This window comes from Paenibacillus sp. S33 (assembly GCF_053615415.1).
Window position 1 is genome coordinate 175,371 of sequence record NZ_JBSIEZ010000001.1, and the last position, 22,299, is coordinate 197,669.

Sequence of the window (22,299 nt, forward strand, 5' to 3'; positions counted from 1 at the left end):
ATGCCATTGGTATCTATGAAAGACATGTTGAACAAAGCACTCGAAGGAAAATATGCAGTAGGTCAATACAACATTAATAACCTGGAGTGGACTCAAGCTATTTTGGGCGCTGCTGAAGAAGAAAAATCCCCAGTAATCTTGGGCGTTTCTGAAGGCGCAGCACGTCACATGGGCGGATTCTACACTGTTGTTAAAATGGTAGAAGGTCTTATTCATGACATGAAAATCACCGTTCCAGTTGCGATCCATTTGGACCACGGTTCCAGCTTTGAAAAATGTAAAGAAGCTATCGACGCTGGTTTCACATCCGTTATGATTGACGATTCCCACAGCCCGATCGACACAAACATTGCTACAACGAAAAAAGTGGTTGAATATGCTCATTCCAAAGGCGTTTCTGTTGAAGCTGAAGTTGGAATGGTTGGCGGTCAAGAGGATGATGTTGTCGGCGACGTAATGTACGCTAAGCTGGACGACTGTCTGCGTATCGTTAACGAAACAGGTATCGATACACTGGCACCTGCACTGGGTTCCGTACACGGACCTTACAAAGGCGAGCCAAACCTCGGATTCAAAGAAATGGAAGAGATCTGCAATGCAATCAAACTTCCACTCGTTCTGCACGGTGGTACTGGTATCCCAACACATGACATTAAAAAAGCAATCTCTCTGGGAACTTCCAAAATCAATGTAAACACTGAGAACCAAATCGTATTTGCGAAAGTGGTTCGTGAAGTGCTTGCTGAGAAACCGGATGCTTATGACCCACGTACATTCATCGCTCCAGGTCGTGAAGCGATTAAACAAACCGTTATCGGTAAAATTCGTGAGTTCGGTTCCAACAACAAAGCGTAATAATGAATCAAACTGGTCGTGCGTCTGCACGGGCTAGATGTATTTCTTAGTTGTAGCTGTAGTTCTGCTGCACAAAATATTTAAATCTGTACAGTTGAATAGTTTGGTATGGAAAGCACACCGCTTAGCCGGTGTCTTTCCATTTTCACCACTAAAAAAGTTAAAAGTTTATGATTTGAGATTATTGTTTGACCGACTGCAAAACACGTAGGGGGACCCTCAAGCTTATGGAAAAATTGATGATCACCGGTGGACGGCCGCTTCAAGGTACAGTTTCCATCAGCGGTGCCAAAAACAGTGCCATCGCCTTGATTCCCGCAGCCATTCTGGCAGAGTCGGAAGTCATTTTGGACAATTTGCCACTGTTGAGTGATGTGGCGGTGTATTCCGAAATACTGGAGGAACTTGGTGCAACGGTTACCTGGGAAGGTAGCCAGATGAAAATAGATCCTTCCTCCATTAAATCCATTCCTATGCCGAATGGGCCTGTTAAGAAATTACGAGCCTCTTATTATATGATGGGAGCCATGCTGGGCAGATTCAAGGAAGCGATCATCGGTTTGCCAGGAGGGTGCAATTTCGAACCCCGGCCCATTGATCAGCATATCAAAGGTTTCGAAGCGCTGGGTGCCACGGTAACGAACGAGCACGGCGCTATTCATTTGCACGCCAAAGAACTGCGCGGAACTAAGATTTATTTGGATGTTAGCAGCGTAGGCGCTACCATTAATATTATGCTGGCGGCTGCACGTGCCAAAGGCGCCACAATTATCGAAAATGCGGCTAAAGAGCCTGAGATTATAGATGTAGCAACTCTTTTAAACTCGATGGGGGCTATTATTAAAGGTGCCGGTACGGAAACGATTCGAATTGAAGGTGTGTCGGAGCTGCATGGCTGCCGTCATTCCATCATACCTGACCGTATACAAGCGGGCACATATATGATTGCTGCTGCGGCAACCCGTGGAAATGTATTGATTGACAATGTAATCCCCAAACATATGGAGGCTCTCACTGCAAAAATGCAGGAAATGGGCATCGGCATCGAGGAATATGATGAAAGTATTCGCGTACTGGGTGCACCTTCCTATGAACATGTCGACGTTAAAGCCTTGATATACCCCGGATTCGCTACAGATTTACAATCTCCCATGACCAGCTTGCTTACCCAAGCGCAGGGTGTCAGTGTATTGAGCGATTTTGTGTACAGCAATCGTTTTAAGCACGTCCCTGAGCTGGTGCGTATGGGGGCTAAAATTCGCGTAGAGGGTCGGTCTGCCATTATAGAGGGTGGTCAACTGAATGCAGCTAAAGTAAAAGCGGCAGATCTGCGCGCCGGAGCGGCCCTTGTCATTGCTGGACTTACAGTAAGCGAAGGTGTAACTGAGGTGACGGGTGTCGAGTACATTGACCGTGGTTATGATCACCTTGTTTCCAACCTGCGTCTTTTGGGCGCGGATGTATGGCGGCAGACTGAATAGTTAGACCATGCAATTTTTTCGAACTCCCGGAACGAAAGCGATAGAACGGGCAACACCTATGCAGCCGCTGCTTGATAAAAGATTGTGGTTCATACCTAACAATCTTTTATCGGAAAACCGGAATAATTCGGTATAATTCAGGCAGATGGCTGCATAACTTTATTTGTTTTGGTTAAAATTATGTTAATGGTGTTTATGATATCATTGTCTATCATTTAGATGTATGAATGGACTTAATAATTGAATAGGTGGTTATTATATGGATCTGCAAATTTCCGATCTGGAAGAAATGAAGCTGACCGACCTGTACAAGCTGGCCAAGCAATACCAGATCCCGTACTACGGAACGCTCAAAAAGAAAGAATTAATATTCGCGATCCTGCGCGCACAAGCTGAGAAGAGCGGATTGATGTTTATGCAGGGGGTTCTGGAAATCCTTCCTGAAGGTTACGGCTTTCTGAGGCCGATCAATTATCTCCCGAGTACCGAAGATATTTACATCTCTGCTTCACAAATCCGCAAGTTTGACTTGAGAACAGGCGATCTTGTTTCCGGTAAATGCCGAACGCCAAAAGAGAATGAACGATATTTTGGATTGCTTCAAGTTAACGCCGTCAATGGAAGAAGTCCTGAGCAAGCTGCTGAGCGGCTACATTTTCCTGCACTGACTCCACTGTATCCGCAAACCAAATTAGTCCTTGAAACTTCCCCCAACCATTTGTCTACGAGAATTATGGATGTACTGGCCCCTGTCGGACTTGGACAGCGCGGACTCATTGTAGCACCTCCCAAAGCTGGGAAGACGCTTCTCCTCAAAGAAATTGCCAATAGCATTTCTACTAACAATCCCGAGATCGAGCTTTTTGTCTTGTTGATTGATGAACGCCCCGAAGAAGTGACCGACATGCAGCGTTCTGTTAAAGGTGAAGTTGTGGCCTCTACATTTGACGAACTTCCTGAAAATCACATTAAAGTGGCAGAACTCGTGTTGGAGCGTGCGCTGCGTCTCGTAGAACATAAAAAGGATGTTGTCATCCTGTTGGATAGCATCACACGTTTGGCTCGTGCGTACAATCTCGTTATCCCTCCTTCTGGGCGTACTTTGAGTGGGGGTATTGATCCGGCGGCATTTCACCGTCCAAAGCGCTTTTTTGGTGCGGCTCGGAATGTGGAGGAAGGCGGTAGCTTGACGATTCTTGCTACGGCGCTGATTGATACAGGATCACGCATGGACGATATCATTTATGAAGAGTTTAAAGGTACAGGCAACATGGAGTTGCATTTGGACCGCAAGCTGGCAGAACGTCGTATCTTTCCTGCGATTGATATTCGTCGTTCCGGCACACGCCGTGAGGAAGTGTTGTTGAACAAGGAAGAATTGGATACCATCTGGGCCATTCGTAAAAACATGACGGAAAGCCATGATTTTGTGGAAGGCTTCCTCAAAAAGCTGCGTAATAGCAAAACTAATGCTGAGTTTTTGGCTTCGTTTGATTTGACGGCACCTTCCTCCGGTAGCTCGCAAAGCAGTCCTGGTGGGCAACAACGGAGAACTGCGCGTTCTGCCACAGCGTCAGTCCCGGCCACAACCAACTAAAACCCATTCATGTATTTTATCTGTTCCGTAAGTACACAGTCGTTACCATTCATTTTGTTAATGGCGTAGGCTTAACGGAGCGAAAGGAGCTCCATAATGTATTTGGTGTATGCCGACGAAAAAGGCAATGTATATGATCATGCTTCTTTGTATGGGCTTGCCCGTAGTGCAGACATGATTGTTGAAATCATGGAGGATGAGCTTATTCCGTTACCGGAAGGAGCTACATTGGTAAGCCTGCCCAGCACTCGCCCGGTCGGTATGAACCCTGAAACAGGGGAAATGGTTTCTCTTCCCGGAGATATGCAAGCAGTAGGGGCTTTATTGCCGCAAGGTTTTACGCGCTTGTGCCTACCGGGATATGTGAAGACCGATAAGGAGTACAAACTTCCCTTGTTCGGTTATTCGGCTGTAGTCTGGAAAGACGGGGCATTTTATGTAACGGCAGAGCAGAGTGACAGTCCATCCAAGTGGAATCCGGAAAACTGTGACCGTCATCAAGTTAAACTGGGTGTTCAGCGGATGACGGAGCAATATCCCGAAAATAGGCTGTACCAACATTTGTCTAACTGTGCGCTGGGCTACGAATGTCTTACTTCCTCGAACACATTCCTGAATCGCTGGGAAGGAGGAGTTCCGGTATCCTATTCGTGTAATGCGGGTTGCTTTGGCTGTATATCTGAACAGCCGGATGACAGTGGCTTTGTATCTCCGCAGACAAGAATGAACTTCCGTCCCCGTGTCGAAGAAATTGTAGAAGTTATGCTGGAACATTTGAAGACACCGGAGTCCATCATCAGTTTTGGCCAAGGTTGCGAAGGTGAGCCTTCCACACAAGCCAAACTGATTATTGATTCGATCAAAGAGGTGCGCTCCATTACCGATATGGGATACATCAATATCAATACGAATGCGGGATTGAGCGATCATATCCGGGGAATCGTGGATGCGGGTCTTGATCTGATGCGCGTTAGTACCATTAGTGCACTGGACGATCACTACAATGCGTATTACAAGCCGCGCGGCTACACGTTGGCTAATGTGGAAAAATCACTTCGTTATGCTTCTGAGCAGGGAGTATATACGTCGATTAACTATTTGATTTTTCCGGGTGTAACAGACCGAGAGGAAGAAATTGAGGCAATGATTGAATTTGCCAAACGTACTAAGCTCAAGCTGATTCAAATGCGTAATTTGAATATCGATCCTGAAAGCTATCTGGAGTTGATTCCACCTGCTCAAGGTGAGATCCTTGGCATGAAGCAAATGCTTGAGATTTATCGTGAGGAACTGCCTGATGTAGTCATCGGTTCTTACACTCATGTACCCCCACAAGGGCTGGCACGTCCCAAATTTGCCAAGGCCTAAAACGGTCAATAGCAACTTGAAACTCACCTATTTTACGCCATCTTTGAATGCGGAAAAGAGTTGTTGAAACGCTCATATTCAAGTGCTATAATGTGAACATGTGTTCATACAACTCTGGACTGATAGGACGTTCAGGGCGGAAAGAGGTGAAAGTTCAATGCAACAAGCTATTCAACCAACATTTAACGTAACTACTGTCACTTGTGCTTGCGGAAATTCGTTTGAAACGGGTTCTGTGAAAGGATCTCTGCGTGTAGAGATTTGTTCCGCCTGCCACCCATTCTTCACAGGCAAGCAGAAATTTATTGATGCTGGTGGACGTGTGGATCGTTTCAAAAAGAAATACGGTATCTAATGGATTACCGCAGGTTATAAAGTTATTAGAGCCTTCTGCAACTGCAGAGGGCTCTTTTTGTAATAATGTGTATTTGCTTTTTATGCGGCCTTAAGATATACTTATTTTCACCGTGCTAGATGGGGAGGTAGCGGTGCCCTGTAACTCGCAATCCGCTATAGCGAGGTTGAATTCCTGTTAGAGGTGTTGTTGATGTGAGGCTGGTCCCTGCGCACAATGTTGACGGCTGGGTCCTCCGCAATGAGTACTTGTGAACCTGGTCAGGTCCGGAAGGAAGCAGCCATAAGCAAGCCCACTCTTGTGCCGGAGGGTTGCCTAGCCCGAGTTGTTGTTCAGGATTGCCGCTCGGATCACAACGATCAATAACAGGTGCACGGTATATATTAGTGATTAGAACATCTTGGCAATCATTGCGAAGATGTTTTTTTGTGTTTTATAAATTGGAAGGTGTCTGGTTTAGATTCGGACGGGAGTATAGTATAATGAAGTGACCATGAATGGTCATGAAAGTGAATGGGAAAGAGGGTAACGCGCATTGGAACATATAGCGTTGTACCGTGCTTGGCGGCCGCAGGCTTTCAAGGACATGGTAGGACAACAGCATATTATCCAGACATTGCAGAATGCCATCCGCGAAAATCGCACGTCCCATGCCTACCTGTTCAGCGGTCCACGAGGAACAGGTAAGACGAGTGCGGCCAAAATTTTGGCCAAGGCTATCAACTGTGAGCATGGACCTGCGCCGGAACCTTGCAACGAATGCGAAGCCTGTAAACGGATCACGGCCGGAGCGGTCATGGATGTACAGGAGATTGATGCAGCCTCCAACCGGGGCGTTGAAGAGATTCGTGATTTGCGCGATAAAGTCAAATATGCGCCCACAGAAGTGCGGCACAAGGTTTATATCATTGATGAAGTGCACATGCTGACGACGGAAGCGTTCAATGCGCTGCTCAAGACACTAGAAGAGCCGCCGCCACACGTGATGTTCATATTGGCTACGACTGAACCACATCGGATTCCGGCGACAATTATTTCGCGTTGTCAGCGGTTTGACTTCCGGCGGGTATCGCTGGAAGAACAGACGGAGCGGCTTGACCTGATATGTCAACAGGAGAACATACGGGCTGATTCAGATGCACTGCAGTACATTGCGCGTCTTTCAGATGGCGGGATGCGAGATGCAGTTAGCGTTTTGGACCAGATATCCTCGTTTACAGATGGTCGGGTTACTTATCAGCAGGTGCTGGATATGACGGGAGGTATTGCGTCCGAGCAATTCGGTAAGCTTGCCTTGGCATTGCTGAAAGAAGATGTGGGCACGGTGCTCCAAATGATCGAGAACTTTATGCAGGAAGGTAAAAGTGCGGATAAGTGCATGGAGAATCTTCTGTACTATTTCCGAGACCTGCTAATGATCAAGATGGTGCCTAAGGCAACCAAAATGACGGAGCGAGTGCTAGATCCAGAGCGATTTAAGGAAGTGGCAGATGCTTTTACCAAGGAGCAACTCTTTGCGATGATTGACACCCTTAATCGTTATCAGAGCGAGATGAAATATGCTGTTCAGCCTCAAACTTTGTTTGAGGTAGCTCTGTTGAAACTATGCAGTATTCCGGGGGAAGCAGGAGCTGTTGTTCAGCCGGCCGCACAGCGCTCTGGTGCTGCGGCTGAGCAGGAAGATGTGATAATGTTGAAGCGCCAGCTTGCTGAGTTGGAAAAGAAACTGGAGCGCGCGCTGCAAGGTGGATTGGGCGCTGGAGCTGGACAGGAAGCATCGTCGGGCGGCCGTCAGGCTTCCGGGGGGCGTACCCCTGCTCCGCGGATTTCGGCGCCGGCCAAACTCCCCTCTCAGTTGGATCGCTATATCGCTGAGAAGTCGAGCGAAGCATTCGCAGCAGCGGGGCGTAAGTGGAGTCAGATTTTACAAGGGGTAAAAGAGGCGAAAGTTACGGTTCATGCCTGGTTTATGGACGGTGAGCCAGTTTCTGTGTTAGAGGACAGTGTACTGGTCGCATTTAAGAACAATATTCATCGTGAAACTACCGAAAAGCCTGCCAATAAGCAGGTCATCGAGAAAGTATTGCATGAGCAGTTGGGTCATCCTTATCGTTTAGTAACGATGATGCAAAAGGATTGGAATGCTGCGATTGAAGGAGTTTCCGACCAGCCTGCCGAAGAATTGCAACTGGAGCCGGAGCATGATACGCCGGGAAAGTCCAAGGAGCCCTGGATTGATGAAGCTATTCAACTTTTCGGGGAAGATCTGGTAGTCATTAAAGATTAAATCAAGTGTCTAGATGTATACTTCATTAAAGGAGATGATTGAAATGAACAATATGAACCAAATGATGAAGCAAGTGAAAAAAATGCAGGAACAAATGCTGAAAGCCCAAGAGGAACTTGGCGGAAAAGTAATCGAAGGTACTTCTGGCGGCGGTGTTGTGACGGTGGAGGTAAATGGACATAAAAAAGTGTTGTCCATCACGATCAAACCGGAAGCCGTAGATCCTGATGATGTAGAAATGCTGCAAGATCTTGTGCTGACTGCAGTCAATGATGCTTTGTCCAAAGCAGATGAACTGGCTAATGATGATATGGGCAAATTTACAGGCGGCATGAAAATTCCGGGCTTGTTCTAGTCTGCTGCATAAAGGAGAAACGCGCTATTGTATTATCCGGAGCCGATTGCAAAGCTAATTGATGCTTTTACGCGCCTGCCGGGAGTAGGGCCGAAGACGGCTGCCCGGTTGGCCTTTCACGTACTGAAAATGAAGGAAGATGATGTGATTGACTTTGCCAAAGCGCTGGTCAATGTAAAACGCAATCTGCACTTCTGTTCAGTCTGCGGCAACATTACGGATACGGACCCTTGTCGGATCTGTCAGGATAAGACGAGGGATGCTTCCGTCATTTGTGTTGTTCAGGATTCCAAGGATTTGGTGGCTATGGAGCGTACCAAGGAGTTTAATGGTTTTTACCATGTGCTTCACGGGGCGATATCTCCTATGGAGGGAATTGGTCCTGAGGATATCAAACTCAAGGAATTGCTGAATAGACTCAGTGATGAACGCGTCAAGGAGCTGATTTTAGCTACGAACCCGAACATTGAAGGAGAGGCCACGGCCATGTACATTTCTCGGCTAGTGCGTCCTTTTGAAATCAAGGTTACTCGTATTGCTCACGGATTGCCAGTGGGTGGAGATTTGGAGTATGCTGACGAGGTTACCTTGTCCAAAGCGTTGGAAGGCCGTAGAGAGCTCAATTAATAGGTGTATTTATACGTTATAAATAGGGAGTCTGGAATGTCCTTAGGGTATTCTCGACTCACTTGGGGGAGCCGCTATGGCTCCTTTTTTATTTGCGGTGATAGATGGCAGTATAGATCGTTCCTGGTTCTAAGTTTGTCCTTTGTTCAATAAGTATGAATAAGGTAATCTTGCAGACTGTGCACATAATTCAGCTTGTGAGGAGGATGAACGGATGTGGGAACGGATGAAACAAAATTTCCGTCGTCAGGAGAATGGCAAATCAGAAGCGGAGTATCGGCAGGAGTTGTTTGCCCAGATTCGGGCTTCGCATGCGGAATGGTTAAGAGCGCATCGTTTATTTCATGAAGCAACGGGTAAAGATGAGATCGACTACGCTATATTTGTTCTAGAAGCTGCAGAACGTAAATATCAGATACATTTAAAAAGTGCGAAACAGCAAGGCCTGCATCGTTTCCATCTGCCTGCAGATGAACCGGGGTATGCCAATGATACGGATCGTGTTCACAAGCGGAGAGCTGAATGAAAGGGGCGGTCTGGCTTGTTTTGATTGCCTGTGTCGGGATGTTACTATTTCTAATCTTAAAAAAACGTTTGGGTATCAGCTGGCTTGTAGTATTCGGGGCACATATGGGCCTGGCAGCCATCGCATTGTATGTTATCAATTATTCAGGGTGGATTACGCAGGTGTACATCCCGATCAATCCAGTGACAATGGGGGCGGTAACGATATTAGGCTTGCCTGGGATTGTCCTTTTACTGGGATTGAAAATAGTATTATTCGGACAGGCTATATGAAAACTTAAATGTTATTGTTTCTATTTTTAAAATATAGTTGACGGCGAATTCAAAAATGTGATACATTAATTCTCGGCCCTTAAAGCCCGGGAATTTTTTTGTGAGAACAACATTTAAATGAAATTAAAAAATAATTTTAAAAAAGTGTTGACTTAAATCCCGAATGTGTGTTATATTAATCAAGTCGCCGCTGAGATGCGGTGGTGAAACAAAGTAAGACATAATGCAGGTTTGATCTTTGAAAACTGAACAACGAGTGAGTAAAACGATTTTGTTCGCAAAATCAAACAAGAGATATTTTATCTCGTCAGTTTCAAAATGAGCTTATCGCTCTTTCTATAAACCAGCTTCGGTTGGTCTTTAATGGAGAGTTTGATCCTGGCTCAGGACGAACGCTGGCGGCGTGCCTAATACATGCAAGTCGAGCGGGGTTATGTAGAAGCTTGCTTCTACATAACCTAGCGGCGGACGGGTGAGTAACACGTAGGCAACCTGCCCACAAGACAGGGATAACTACCGGAAACGGTAGCTAATACCCGATACATCCTTTTCCTGCATGGGAGAGGGAGGAAAGACGGAGCAATCTGTCACTTGTGGATGGGCCTGCGGCGCATTAGCTAGTTGGTGGGGTAAAGGCCTACCAAGGCGACGATGCGTAGCCGACCTGAGAGGGTGATCGGCCACACTGGGACTGAGACACGGCCCAGACTCCTACGGGAGGCAGCAGTAGGGAATCTTCCGCAATGGGCGAAAGCCTGACGGAGCAACGCCGCGTGAGTGATGAAGGTTTTCGGATCGTAAAGCTCTGTTGCCAGGGAAGAACGTCTTGTAGAGTAACTGCTACAAGAGTGACGGTACCTGAGAAGAAAGCCCCGGCTAACTACGTGCCAGCAGCCGCGGTAATACGTAGGGGGCAAGCGTTGTCCGGAATTATTGGGCGTAAAGCGCGCGCAGGCGGCTCTTTAAGTCTGGTGTTTAATCCCGAGGCTCAACTTCGGGTCGCACTGGAAACTGGGGAGCTTGAGTGCAGAAGAGGAGAGTGGAATTCCACGTGTAGCGGTGAAATGCGTAGAGATGTGGAGGAACACCAGTGGCGAAGGCGACTCTCTGGGCTGTAACTGACGCTGAGGCGCGAAAGCGTGGGGAGCAAACAGGATTAGATACCCTGGTAGTCCACGCCGTAAACGATGAATGCTAGGTGTTAGGGGTTTCGATACCCTTGGTGCCGAAGTTAACACATTAAGCATTCCGCCTGGGGAGTACGGTCGCAAGACTGAAACTCAAAGGAATTGACGGGGACCCGCACAAGCAGTGGAGTATGTGGTTTAATTCGAAGCAACGCGAAGAACCTTACCAGGTCTTGACATCCCTCTGACCGGTCTAGAGATAGACCTTTCCTTCGGGACAGAGGAGACAGGTGGTGCATGGTTGTCGTCAGCTCGTGTCGTGAGATGTTGGGTTAAGTCCCGCAACGAGCGCAACCCTTATGCTTAGTTGCCAGCAGGTCAAGCTGGGCACTCTAAGCAGACTGCCGGTGACAAACCGGAGGAAGGTGGGGATGACGTCAAATCATCATGCCCCTTATGACCTGGGCTACACACGTACTACAATGGCCGGTACAACGGGAAGCGAAATCGCGAGGTGGAGCCAATCCTAGAAAAGCCGGTCTCAGTTCGGATTGTAGGCTGCAACTCGCCTACATGAAGTCGGAATTGCTAGTAATCGCGGATCAGCATGCCGCGGTGAATACGTTCCCGGGTCTTGTACACACCGCCCGTCACACCACGAGAGTTTACAACACCCGAAGTCGGTGGGGTAACCCGTAAGGGAGCCAGCCGCCGAAGGTGGGGTAGATGATTGGGGTGAAGTCGTAACAAGGTAGCCGTATCGGAAGGTGCGGCTGGATCACCTCCTTTCTATGGAGAATCGTTTCCTGCAATGGAAACATTCAAATATGAAGCGTAAGCTTCAAAAATTACTCACTCGTTGCTCAGTTTTGAGAGCTCAAACTCTCGAACGTTTGGTGGCGATAGCGGAGGGGTTCCACACGTACCCATCCCGAACACGACCGTTAAGCCCTCCAGCGCCGATGGTACTTGGACCGCAGGGTCCTGGGAGAGTAGGACGTCGCCAAGCGCAACCACTAAAGAAGAACTTCTTTGGTGGTTTATTATGGGCCCTTAGCTCAGCTGGTTAGAGCGCACCCCTGATAAGGGTGAGGTCGGTGGTTCGAGTCCACTAGGGCCCACCATATAACTTTATATTTCCTTTTGGGGCCATAGCTCAGCTGGGAGAGCGCCTGCCTTGCAAGCAGGAGGTCAGCGGTTCGATCCCGCTTGGCTCCACCAAAAAGATTTATTATCATTGCACCTTGAAAACTGGATACCGAAACGAAATTGCGTTTTAGAATATTCCTTTAAGCTGATCTTGTGTAAACAAGTGGAATAAAGGTAGCAGGTAAGGAAAGATATTATGCTTTTGGCAAAAATCATTCTTTATCGAACATCGACATTTTCTTTCTTTGAAAGAAAAGTCTAGGTTAAGCTACAAAGAGCACACGGAGGATGCCTAGGCGCCAGGAGCCGACGAAGGACGTGGCGAACAACGATAAGGCCTCGGGGAGCTGTAAGCAAGCTTTGATCCGGGGATGTCCGAATGGGGAAACCCGGCTGTCTTCATCGACAGTCACTTTCTGCTGAATACATAGGCAGAATAGAGGCAGACCAGGGGAACTGAAACATCTAAGTACCCTGAGGAAGAGAAAACAATAGTGATTCCGTCAGTAGCGGCGAGCGAACGCGGATTAGCCCAAACCAAGGAGCTTGCTCCTTGGGGTTGTGGGACGTCTCACATGGAGTTACAAAGGAACCGGTTAGATGAAGAGGTCTGGAAAGGCCCGCCAGAGAAGGTAAAAGCCCTGTAGTTCAAAACTTGTTCTCTCCGAGACGGATCCCGAGTAGTGCGGGGCACGTGAAACCCCGTATGAATCCGGCAGGACCATCTGCCAAGGCTAAATACTCCCTGGCGACCGATAGTGAAGCAGTACCGTGAGGGAAAGGTGAAAAGCACCCCGGAAGGGGAGTGAAATAGATCCTGAAACCGTGTGCTTACAAGAAGTCAGAGCCCGATCTATGGGTGATGGCGTGCCTTTTGTAGAATGAACCGGCGAGTTACGTTCCCGTGCAAGGTTAAGGTGAAGAGCTGAAGCCGCAGCGAAAGCGAGTCTGAATAGGGCGAATGAGTACGTGGACGTAGACCCGAAACCGGGTGATCTACCCCTGTCCAGGGTGAAGGTGCGGTAACACGCACTGGAGGCCCGAACCCACGCATGTTGAAAAATGCGGGGATGAGGTGGGGGTAGCGGAGAAATTCCAATCGAACCCGGAGATAGCTGGTTCTCCCCGAAATAGCTTTAGGGCTAGCCTCGGAAAGAAGAATCGTGGAGGTAGAGCACTGATTGGGTGCGGGGCCCGCAAGGGTTACCAAGCTCAGTCAAACTCCGAATGCCATAGATTTAGTTCCGGGAGTCAGACAGTGAGTGCTAAGATCCATTGTCGAAAGGGAAACAGCCCAGACCATCAGCTAAGGTCCCCAAGTGTGTGTTAAGTGGGAAAGGATGTGGAGTTGCACAGACAACCAGGATGTTGGCTTAGAAGCAGCCACCATTGAAAGAGTGCGTAATAGCTCACTGGTCGAGTGACTCTGCGCCGAAAATGTAACGGGGCTAAACACACCACCGAAGCTATGGCTTGATGCATTGCATCAGGGGTAGGGGAGCGTTGAATGCGGGTTGAAGGTGTACCGTAAGGAGCGCTGGACTGCATTCAAGTGAGAATGCCGGTATGAGTAACGAAAAGATCTGTGAGAATCAGATCCGCCGAAAGCCTAAGGGTTCCTGAGGAAGGTTCGTCCGCTCAGGGTAAGTCGGGACCTAAGGCGAGGCCGATAGGCGTAGTCGAAGGACAACAGGTCGAAATTCCTGTACCACCGTAATCCGTTATGAGCGATGGGGTGACGCAGTAGGGTAGTGACGCGGACTGATGGATGTCCGTCTAAGCAGTGAGGCTGGTGTGTAGGCAAATCCGCACATCGTTAAGGCTGGGCTGTGATGGGGAGCGAAAATTGTAGTAGCGAAGGTCATGATCTCAGACTGCCAAGAAAAGCCTCTAGCCAGGAGAAGGTGCCCGTACCGCAAACCGACACAGGTAGGCGAGAAGAGAATTCTAAGGCGCGCGGAAGAACTCTCGTTAAGGAACTCGGCAAAATGACCCCGTAACTTCGGGAGAAGGGGTGCCTCGGTAGGGTGAATAGCCCGAGGGGGCCGCAGTGAAAAGGCCCAAGCGACTGTTTAGCAAAAACACAGGTCTGTGCGAAGCCGCAAGGCGAAGTATACGGGCTGACGCCTGCCCGGTGCTGGAAGGTTAAGGGGAGTGGTAAGCTCGCAAGAGCGAAGCTATGAACCGAAGCCCCAGTAAACGGCGGCCGTAACTATAACGGTCCTAAGGTAGCGAAATTCCTTGTCAGGTAAATTCTGACCCGCACGAATGGCGTAACGACTTGGGCGCTGTCTCAACGAGAGATCCGGTGAAATTTTAATACCTGTGAAGATGCAGGTTACCCGCGACAAGACGGAAAGACCCCATGGAGCTTTACTGCAGCTTGATATTGAATTTGGGTACGATCTGTACAGGATAGGTGGGAGCCGTTGAATCTTGAGCGCCAGCTTGAGAGGAGGCATCCTTGGGATACCACCCTGATCGTATCTAGGTTCTAACTTGGTACCGTAATCCGGTGCGAGGACAGTGTCAGGTGGGCAGTTTGACTGGGGCGGTCGCCTCCTAAAGAGTAACGGAGGCGCCCCAAGGTTCCCTCAGAATGGTTGGAAATCATTCGAAGAGTGCAAAGGCAGAAGGGAGCTTGACTGCGAGACCTACAAGTCGAGCAGGGACGAAAGTCGGGCTTAGTGATCCGGTGGTACCGCATGGAAGGGCCATCGCTCAACGGATAAAAGCTACCCTGGGGATAACAGGCTTATCTCCCCCAAGAGTCCACATCGACGGGGAGGTTTGGCACCTCGATGTCGGCTCATCGCATCCTGGGGCTGAAGTAGGTCCCAAGGGTTGGGCTGTTCGCCCATTAAAGCGGTACGCGAGCTGGGTTCAGAACGTCGTGAGACAGTTCGGTCCCTATCTGTCGTGGGCGTAGGAAATTTGAGAGGGGCTGTCCTTAGTACGAGAGGACCGGGATGGACGTACCGCTGGTGTACCAGTTGTTCCGCCAGGAGCACCGCTGGGTAGCTATGTACGGAAGGGATAAGCGCTGAAAGCATCTAAGCGTGAAGCCCCCCTCAAGATGAGATTTCCCAGTATGTAAGACCCCTTGAAGACGACGAGGTAGATAGGTTGGGGGTGGAAGTGCAGTAATGCATGGAGCTGACCAATACTAATCGGTCGAGGGCTTATCCTAAGAATAAAACGCAAATGAGTTTCGGATCCAGTTTTCAGGGTGTAACCTTGAAATTGCGCTTGATATTCCAAATCACTTTGGTGAGTTAAAGAATAACTTGCGGAGTTTTGCTAAGCGAGTCCATTTATATGGAGAGATACCCAAGTGGCTATAAGGGGACCCTCTGCTAAGGGGTTAGACTGCGAAAGTGGTGCGAGGGTTCGAATCCCTCTCTCTCCGCCATTTAGGACAAGCTAGCGAAATATTATGTTATGGCGGTGTAGCTCAGCTGGCTAGAGCGTACGGTTCATACCCGTGAGGTCGGGGGTTCGATCCCCTCCGCCGCTACCATACATACCCAGGAGGCTTAGCTCAGCTGGGAGAGCATCTGCCTTACAAGCAGAGGGTCGGGGGTTCGATCCCCTCAGCCTCCACCATTGTGCCGGTGTAGCTCAACTGGTAGAGCAACTGACTTGTAATCAGTAGGTTGGGGGTTCAAGTCCTCTCGCCGGCACCATTTTTGAATTTTGAAAAATATAGGGAACTGTGGTGTAGAGGCCTAACATGCCTGCCTGTCACGCAGGAGATCGCGGGTTCGAATCCCGTCAGTTCCGCCATTTTTCAATTCAATAGTTTTACCGTACTAAAGTGGGAAGGGGTATCCCTCCGCACTTTATTTTTTTGTTAATGGATATGGCTCGGTAGCTCAGTCGGTAGAGCAGAGGACTGAAAATCCTCGTGTCGGCGGTTCGATTCCGTCCCGAGCCACCTTTATATGGAGGATTAGCGAAGTGGCCAAACGCATCAGACTGTAAATCTGCTCCCTTACGGGTTCGGTGGTTCGAATCCATCATCCTCCACCAGTTTTACGAGCCATTAGCTCAGTTGGTAGAGCACCTGACTTTTAATCAGGGTGTCGAAGGTTCGAGTCCTTCATGGCTCATCAGAAGTCATCAACTATAGGTTGATGGCTTTTTTTGTGTTGTTTTAAGTTATGTTTTTATATAGCTTTTTTATTTTACGGTATCGACAGGTTATAATGAGTTCATTATGTTCGCTTAGTGCTTATTCTATATTCTAAAAAAAGTGAAGTGGTGATCGCGTGACTCTGAATACAGAATGGATTCAGCAACAGCTTCAGAATATTATTCAAGCGCCTTTTACCATAGTGCCTTGGTACCCGGAAATGATGGCAGAGGGAGAGACAGCCGATTCAGTTATACCGGATAGATCGTTTGTCCATGACAACAAGCTATATTTTCCGTTTCGTGCGTCGGCAGGTGAACTGGCTGCCTTTGTGGTAGAGGCCAGATATTTGACGGATCGAGAACGGAAACTGGTAGAAGCGCTATTGGGGAACATGGAGCAGGTCTGGCAGAACGGTCCACAATTGTCGGATAACCCAGTTTATAGCGAGGAAGAGCGGATGAATCGTTTTGGACAATGGCTCATACAGCAGGCTGCCAATCTAAACAGGGAAGAAGAGGTTCCTGATGAATTGCAGCTTCGTGATTCGCTATCAGCGTGCATAGTCCCGATTTTACTGAATGGCGAGGGAACACAGGAGGGGGCTATTACTTATACGCAGCTCCATCGATTGTTCGCGAGCTATTTTGGGGGGGAAGTGCTGCTTACTCCATTGGACGAACAGTCTTGGCTGATTATGGCTAAAAAGGAGCTTTTATTAGGAGCGGACGATGAACGGGATAAAGACACTGAATCCAGGGATGCAGATTTTACGGAATCGCTGGAGGAGGTTCTTACAGCTTTTAGCTTGGGCCTATATGAGCTTATTGCGAATGAGTGGGTGGGTGTATTCCATTTGGCGGTTTCTAAGCCTTCGATCCCTTTGCAAAGTCTTCCCCAAGAGCTGAATTTGTTATGGGAGACGATACATCTGGGCAAGATTTTTCATGTAACAGAGCACATCCACTTTTCATGGGAGCTTCATTTGGAAAGGCTGTTAAACCGCATTCCCAAGGAACAACGCGTACTATTTTTAGAACAGGTAATGAAATCATCTGTCATACTGGAAGACTCAGAAACGATGGCTACATTAGATATCTTTTTTCAATTGGATTGTAATGTGAGTGAGACAGCTAAGCGTCTCTATGTGCATCGAAATACATTGATTTACCGTTTGGACAAGATCAAACAGGAGACCGGATTGGACGTGCGGACGTTTAATGATGCAGTTTTGGTCAAGCTCTATCTGCTATTGTACAAAGTGACAAAAAGGAAATAGCATCTTTGTGCAGTTTGCGAATAGCCACGCTACAAGGACTAGGGTAAGATACAAGTAAGAAATGTATTCGATTTCATAACTTGATCTTAGGGAGGCAAATGCTATGGCTGGTGTACGTTTAGAGCATATTTTCAAAAAATATCCGGGTGCAGATAAAGCTACGGTTGTTGATGTCAATTTGGACATTCGAGATAAAGAATTCCTCGTATTGGTTGGTCCCTCCGGTTGCGGGAAGTCTACTACACTTCGTATGATTGCTGGTCTGGAGGAAATTTCAGATGGTAAATTGTACATTGGGGATCGCGTTGTGAATGACGTGGCTCCAAAGGACCGCGATATAGCGATGGTATTCCAATCCTACGCCCTGTATCCGCACATGAGCGTGTACCAGAACATGGCGTTTGGTCTGAAACTGCGCAAAGTTAAGAAAGAAGAAATCGACAAGAAAGTACGCGAAGCTGCCAAAATCCTCGATATCGAGCACTTGTTGGAACGTAAACCTAAGGCGCTGTCCGGTGGTCAACGCCAACGTGTCGCTCTGGGCCGTGCGATCGTCCGCGATCCTCAAGTCTTCCTGATGGATGAGCCGCTCTCCAACTTGGATGCTAAACTTCGTGGTCAAATGCGTGCTGAAATCACTAAACTGGTTAAACGCCTTGAAACCACTTGTATCTATGTAACACATGACCAGATTGAAGCCATGACGATGGGTGATCGGATTGTAGTTATGAAGGATGGTATTATCCAACAAGCTGCATCCCCAGATGAACTGTACAACCGTCCAGTGAATCTGTTCGTTGCTGGTTTTATCGGCTCTCCTACGATGAACTTTATCACAGGTAAGCTGGTTGAAAAAGAAGGTGCATTGCATTTTACTGCGCCAGGTCTGGATCTGTTCGTACCAGAAGGTAAAGGACAGATTTTAAAAGCGAAGGGCTATATCGGCAAAGATGTGATCTTGGGTATCCGTCCTGAGGATATTCATGAAGAGCCTGTATTCTTGGAGGCTTCTCCGAATACGATCTTTACATCCACTGTGGATGTAACGGAAAATCTCGGTCATGAAATGCTGTTGTACCTGAGCGGTGCCGGAAATGATACGATTATTGCTCGTGTAGACGGACGTTCCAATACTCGTGATGGTGTCAAAGCGAAGTTGGCTGTTGATATGAACAAGGTTCATATTTTTGATAAGGAATCGGAATTGAGTATTCTGGTTGGCGAATAAAATTTGCCTCTGGAAGAGAGTCGCAGTTTTCCCCAAGCGGAGAACTGCGACTCTTTTTGTATATCGCATACGGCTACTAGCTTCGGCATTGCATTCATTGGAAAATTCCGATACGATGGGTACAATGGTACAGGTCTAGATACAGGCAAGGTTCGTTGGCAAGGGTCCTAGATGGGATCAATCCAGCTGTCGGAATAGAGTTAGCCTGGAACCATAGTGTTAAATCAAGTGGAGTGTGGATTGATGCAGTGCAGCATAGACTGGCGTAGGGCTGTTGGTTAATAGGGTAAAGCTACATAAATCAAATGACGTATAGAATCCGGTGTTGCAGATGAAGGGGAGAATACAATGGCTAAACAGGTAAAGGTATCCGAGCTTGTACAGCAGTTTCAAATGGAAGTTATTTCTGGTGAAAAAGGTCTGCGAAGACTGATCACAGTGGATGATTTGAATCGCCCAGGTCTGGAGATGGCCGGGTATTTTGAATATCATACACAGGAGCGGGTACAGCTTCTTGGAAGGTCTGAGTTGGCTTTTCTGGGGATGCTTCCTCCTGAGGAGCGACGGGATCGGATGGAGCGTCTGTGTACAGAGCTGACTCCATGTATTATCATCACACGTGGTCTGGAGGTACCAGCTGAGTTAGTAGAGGCGAGTGCAGAGCGGGATATTCCTGTACTGCGCACTAATATGGCGACGACGATTTTATCAAGCCGCATCACAGGCTTTCTCGAAAGAAAGCTGGCTCCTACGGCGACTATTCATGGTGTACTGTGTGACGTGTATGGCGTGGGAATGCTTATCACAGGAAGTAGTGGAATTGGTAAAAGTGAAACAGCACTGGAACTGGTTAAACGTGGACATCGCTTGGTAGCAGATGATGCGGTAGAAATTCGGCAAACGTCCGATTTTCAGCTGCATGGTACAGCACCTGAGCTGATCCGTCACCTGTTGGAAATTCGTGGCGTGGGCATTATTAATGTGATGACGCTGTTTGGTGCTGGTGCAGTTCGTAACAACAAACGGATTACATTGGTTGTCCGTCTGGAGGCATGGCAGCAGGACAAGCAGTATGACCGTCTTGGTCTTGATGAGGAAACGACACGCATTATTGATACAGATGTTCCATTGGTTACGATCCCAGTTCGTCCGGGCCGAAACTTGGCTGTTATTATCGAGGTGGCGGCGATGAACTATCGTTTGAAACAAATGGGCGTTAATGCAGCCCTGCAATTTACAAACAAGCTGACTGCTACGATTTCTGAAGATATGGAAGAGATGGATTAAGTTTGGTTTGTTCGTTTGCAAGGAAGAACGAGGAGTGAGAGAAACATATGTCAACGGCAACATTACTGCTGAATCCGATCGCTTTTTCAATCGGGGCAATCAAGGTCCACTGGTATGGGCTTATTTTGGGGCTGGCGGCGCTTGTGGGTTTATATCTTGCCATCCGTGAAGGAAAAAGATTCGGTATTCCGCAGGACTTTTTTATGGATATGCTGCTTCTGGGTGTTCCATCAGCAATTATTGGAGCGCGTATTTATTATGTAGCCTTCAAATGGGAAGACTACCGAGATAATCTATGGGATGTTTTTAAAATTTGGAATGGTGGTATTGCGATATACGGTGCCTTGATCGGGGCCATTATATGTGCGGTCATTTATTTCCGGTATAAAGGGTATAACTTCTGGCGTATCGCTGATATTTGCGCACCAGGTCTACTAATCGGTCAAGCGATTGGACGCTGGGGTAATTTTGTCAATCAGGAAGCCTACGGTGGACCGACGGAAGAGACTTTTTTGCGAAATCAACTGCATCTGCCGGACTTCATTGTGAATCAGATGAACGTTAACGGGGTGTTTCATCACCCTACATTTTTATATGAATCACTGTGGAGTATTGTAGGTGTGATTTTACTGCTCGTCATTCGTCGTATGAAATTTGTACGTGCAGGCGAAATGTTCGCGTTTTACTTCATTTGGTACTCGATTGGTCGTTTTTTCATCGAGCGTGTACGGACGGACAGTTTGGCTTTTCAGGGACCGGATTGGCTCGCTTCCTTTGTAAATGCCCTGTGGTCTCCTATGGTATGGTTAGGGTTTGAACCAGGGCATCTGGACCCAAGTTACGGTAACGTACGGATATCACAATTGCTGCCTATTTTCATTGTGGTGGCTGCCGTGATTTTCATTTTGGTTCGTCGCCGGAAGGGCACATCTGTTGCTCGGTATAGCGATCCGGTTATCTCCAGTAAAGCGGGGATTGATCAGGTACCTGACGTGACGCCAGAACAGGTATCCCGTCCAGGACAAGATGCGGTTCCTCCAACAGCTACGGCGGATAAGCTACCTAAGGAAGACACGGACGAGGACAAGAAGGAGCATCTATGATAAATACGATTTTGTTTGATTTAGACGGCACCATCATGGATACGAATGAGTTGATTATCAGCACATTTCTACACATTTTGAATCATCCGGATGCTGATCCGCTGACGCGGGAACATATTATTCCTCATATGGGTGGAACGCTGGACGATCAACTCCGTACTTTTTCGGGATTAACGGATGTATCTGGGCTAGTTAAGGACTACCGTGCTTATAATCAGATTCATCATGATCAAATGGTGAAGCCATTTCCATATGTCATTGAGGTTATTCAGGAGTTGCGTGCGAGAGGAATTAAGCTAGGAGTTGTGACCACTAAAATACGACCATCCACGATACGTGTACTTAATCTGTTCAATCTGACTTCCTCTATGGATTATATTGTGACGGTGGACGATGTAGAGCATCCTAAGCCACACGCTGAGCCAGTCCTTAGGGCCTTAGCAGGCTTGAATGCTGAAGCAAAGCATACATTGATGGTCGGAGACAGTTCTTTTGATATTTTGTCAGCTCAGGCAGCAGGTGTGAAATCGGCTGGTGTAGCTTGGTCGCTCAAGGGCGAGGAAACTCTGCGCGGATATGGGCCTGACTACATGTTGCATGATATGCGGGATTTGCTGAAGCTGGAGCTTCAAGGTGTCAATGTATCGTGAGAAAGGTGAACCGCTATCCTGTAGAAGGTCCCAATGCGTTGTGGCAGATTTATCGGACGGTGAGCCGCTGGAAAGGCATTAAGAACTTTATTTTTATACAGATTGCCCGGTATTGTCCTGTGCTTTCTCTGAAAAACGTCATTTACCGCAGAATGCTGGGGATGAAGGTGGGGCAACATGCGGCCTTCGGCCTGATGGTGATGGTGGATGTTTTTTTTCCGGAGCATATTACGATAGGGAACAATTCGGTCATTGGATATAACACGACGATACTGGCTCACGAATACCTCATTGAGGAGTATCGTATCGGTAAAGTGGTGATTGGTGATCATGTGCTGATCGGCGCCAACACAACCATTCTGCCGGGTGTCACCATTGGTGACGGAGCTATCGTAGCGGCTGGAGCGGTCGTGCATAAAGACGTGCCCGCAGGTGCATTTGTGGGTGGCAATCCGTTGCGTGATTTAAGACGCTCTGGTGTGGATGAGTAGTAAATAGCACAATAAGGAAGGCCCCTTATGTATTAAGGGGTCTTTCTTGTGTTGTTTTTCTGTATAATAAGTGGGGTAATGCATGTTGATTATGTTTAAAAATTGATAAAAGACATATTTGCAAGGC

General features: G+C 47.8%; 16 protein-coding genes, 10 tRNA genes, 3 rRNA genes and 1 other RNA gene. All 30 read left to right on the forward strand.

Annotated elements, in window-relative coordinates; all coding sequences use genetic code 11:
* Positions 1–855: a class II fructose-1,6-bisphosphate aldolase gene (gene fba, locus ACWGXJ_RS00725; RefSeq protein WP_013308219.1), complete on the forward strand. Its 855-nt coding sequence runs from the start codon at positions 1–3 to the stop codon at positions 853–855.
* 227 nt (positions 856–1,082) lie between these two features.
* The gene (locus ACWGXJ_RS00730; RefSeq protein ID WP_013308220.1) at positions 1,083–2,336 is read left to right on the forward strand and encodes a UDP-N-acetylglucosamine 1-carboxyvinyltransferase; all 1,254 of its coding nucleotides are present in this window, start codon (positions 1,083–1,085) and stop codon (positions 2,334–2,336) included.
* Between the two features lie 259 nt (positions 2,337–2,595).
* Positions 2,596–3,933, forward strand: coding sequence for a transcription termination factor Rho (rho, locus tag ACWGXJ_RS00735; protein ID WP_452565941.1), 1,338 nt, complete (start codon positions 2,596–2,598; stop codon positions 3,931–3,933).
* Between the two features lie 96 nt (positions 3,934–4,029).
* Positions 4,030–5,301, forward strand: coding sequence for a radical SAM protein (locus ACWGXJ_RS00740; RefSeq protein WP_061831800.1), 1,272 nt, complete (start codon positions 4,030–4,032; stop codon positions 5,299–5,301).
* Between the two features lie 157 nt (positions 5,302–5,458).
* On the forward strand, positions 5,459–5,656 hold the full coding sequence (gene rpmE / locus ACWGXJ_RS00745) for a 50S ribosomal protein L31 (RefSeq protein ID WP_013308223.1): 198 nt from the start codon (positions 5,459–5,461) through the stop codon (positions 5,654–5,656).
* 110 nt (positions 5,657–5,766) lie between these two features.
* An RNA gene (gene ffs / locus ACWGXJ_RS00750) (signal recognition particle sRNA large type) lies at positions 5,767–6,033 on the forward strand.
* A 158-nt stretch (positions 6,034–6,191) separates the two neighbouring features.
* Positions 6,192–7,943 (forward strand): DNA polymerase III subunit gamma/tau, encoded by a 1,752-nt coding sequence (gene dnaX / locus ACWGXJ_RS00755; protein WP_452565942.1) that lies wholly within the window; start codon positions 6,192–6,194, stop codon positions 7,941–7,943.
* Positions 7,944–7,986: 43 nt separating this feature from the next.
* The gene (locus tag ACWGXJ_RS00760; protein WP_013308226.1) at positions 7,987–8,298 is read left to right on the forward strand and encodes a YbaB/EbfC family nucleoid-associated protein; all 312 of its coding nucleotides are present in this window, start codon (positions 7,987–7,989) and stop codon (positions 8,296–8,298) included.
* Between the two features lie 27 nt (positions 8,299–8,325).
* The gene (gene recR, locus ACWGXJ_RS00765; protein WP_103050204.1) at positions 8,326–8,925 is read left to right on the forward strand and encodes a recombination mediator RecR; all 600 of its coding nucleotides are present in this window, start codon (positions 8,326–8,328) and stop codon (positions 8,923–8,925) included.
* A 214-nt stretch (positions 8,926–9,139) separates the two neighbouring features.
* Positions 9,140–9,451: a DUF2508 family protein gene (locus ACWGXJ_RS00770; protein WP_025676300.1), complete on the forward strand. Its 312-nt coding sequence runs from the start codon at positions 9,140–9,142 to the stop codon at positions 9,449–9,451.
* Positions 9,448–9,723, forward strand: a complete 276-nt coding sequence (locus tag ACWGXJ_RS00775) for a pro-sigmaK processing inhibitor BofA family protein (RefSeq protein WP_061831803.1) — start codon at positions 9,448–9,450, stop codon at positions 9,721–9,723. The genes ACWGXJ_RS00770 and ACWGXJ_RS00775 overlap by 4 nt, the downstream gene beginning before the upstream one ends.
* A gap of 360 nt (positions 9,724–10,083) precedes the next feature.
* Positions 10,084–11,639: ribosomal RNA gene (locus tag ACWGXJ_RS00780) — 16S ribosomal RNA — on the forward strand.
* 103 nt (positions 11,640–11,742) lie between these two features.
* Positions 11,743–11,859 (forward strand): 5S ribosomal RNA (gene rrf, locus ACWGXJ_RS00785).
* Positions 11,860–11,897: 38 nt separating this feature from the next.
* Positions 11,898–11,974: transfer RNA gene (locus ACWGXJ_RS00790), tRNA-Ile, on the forward strand.
* 21 nt (positions 11,975–11,995) lie between these two features.
* A tRNA-Ala gene (locus tag ACWGXJ_RS00795) sits at positions 11,996–12,071 on the forward strand.
* Between the two features lie 189 nt (positions 12,072–12,260).
* A 23S ribosomal RNA gene (locus ACWGXJ_RS00800) occupies positions 12,261–15,189 on the forward strand.
* The 16S, 23S and 5S rRNA genes sit together here with 10 tRNA genes alongside, the layout of an rRNA operon.
* A gap of 130 nt (positions 15,190–15,319) precedes the next feature.
* A tRNA-Ser gene (locus tag ACWGXJ_RS00805) sits at positions 15,320–15,411 on the forward strand.
* Positions 15,412–15,442: 31 nt separating this feature from the next.
* Positions 15,443–15,519 (forward strand) — tRNA-Met (locus tag ACWGXJ_RS00810).
* 10 nt (positions 15,520–15,529) lie between these two features.
* Positions 15,530–15,605, forward strand: a tRNA-Val gene (locus tag ACWGXJ_RS00815).
* Between the two features lie 4 nt (positions 15,606–15,609).
* Positions 15,610–15,685 (forward strand) — tRNA-Thr (locus tag ACWGXJ_RS00820).
* A 23-nt stretch (positions 15,686–15,708) separates the two neighbouring features.
* A tRNA-Asp gene (locus ACWGXJ_RS00825) sits at positions 15,709–15,785 on the forward strand.
* 78 nt (positions 15,786–15,863) lie between these two features.
* A tRNA-Phe gene (locus ACWGXJ_RS00830) sits at positions 15,864–15,936 on the forward strand.
* Positions 15,937–15,945: 9 nt separating this feature from the next.
* Positions 15,946–16,031 (forward strand) — tRNA-Tyr (locus tag ACWGXJ_RS00835).
* Between the two features lie 7 nt (positions 16,032–16,038).
* Positions 16,039–16,111 (forward strand) — tRNA-Lys (locus tag ACWGXJ_RS00840).
* A 159-nt stretch (positions 16,112–16,270) separates the two neighbouring features.
* A complete protein-coding gene (locus ACWGXJ_RS00845) occupies positions 16,271–17,413 on the forward strand; it encodes a PucR family transcriptional regulator (protein ID WP_452565943.1) in 1,143 nt (380 codons plus the stop codon).
* 103 nt (positions 17,414–17,516) lie between these two features.
* A complete protein-coding gene (locus ACWGXJ_RS00850; protein WP_250259927.1) occupies positions 17,517–18,641 on the forward strand; it encodes an ABC transporter ATP-binding protein in 1,125 nt (374 codons plus the stop codon).
* A 348-nt stretch (positions 18,642–18,989) separates the two neighbouring features.
* The gene (hprK, locus tag ACWGXJ_RS00855) at positions 18,990–19,928 is read left to right on the forward strand and encodes an HPr(Ser) kinase/phosphatase (RefSeq protein ID WP_013308232.1); all 939 of its coding nucleotides are present in this window, start codon (positions 18,990–18,992) and stop codon (positions 19,926–19,928) included.
* A gap of 47 nt (positions 19,929–19,975) precedes the next feature.
* On the forward strand, positions 19,976–21,031 hold the full coding sequence (gene lgt, locus ACWGXJ_RS00860) for a prolipoprotein diacylglyceryl transferase (protein WP_452565944.1): 1,056 nt from the start codon (positions 19,976–19,978) through the stop codon (positions 21,029–21,031).
* Positions 21,028–21,681 carry a pyrophosphatase PpaX gene (gene ppaX, locus ACWGXJ_RS00865; protein WP_452565945.1) on the forward strand — a complete coding sequence of 218 codons (654 nt, stop codon included), beginning with the start codon at positions 21,028–21,030 and terminating at the stop codon, positions 21,679–21,681. Before lgt ends, ppaX begins: the two co-directional genes overlap by 4 nt.
* A complete protein-coding gene (locus ACWGXJ_RS00870; RefSeq protein WP_134902363.1) occupies positions 21,678–22,172 on the forward strand; it encodes an acyltransferase in 495 nt (164 codons plus the stop codon). The genes ppaX and ACWGXJ_RS00870 overlap by 4 nt, the downstream gene beginning before the upstream one ends.
* Positions 22,173–22,299: the final 127 nt, after the last annotated feature.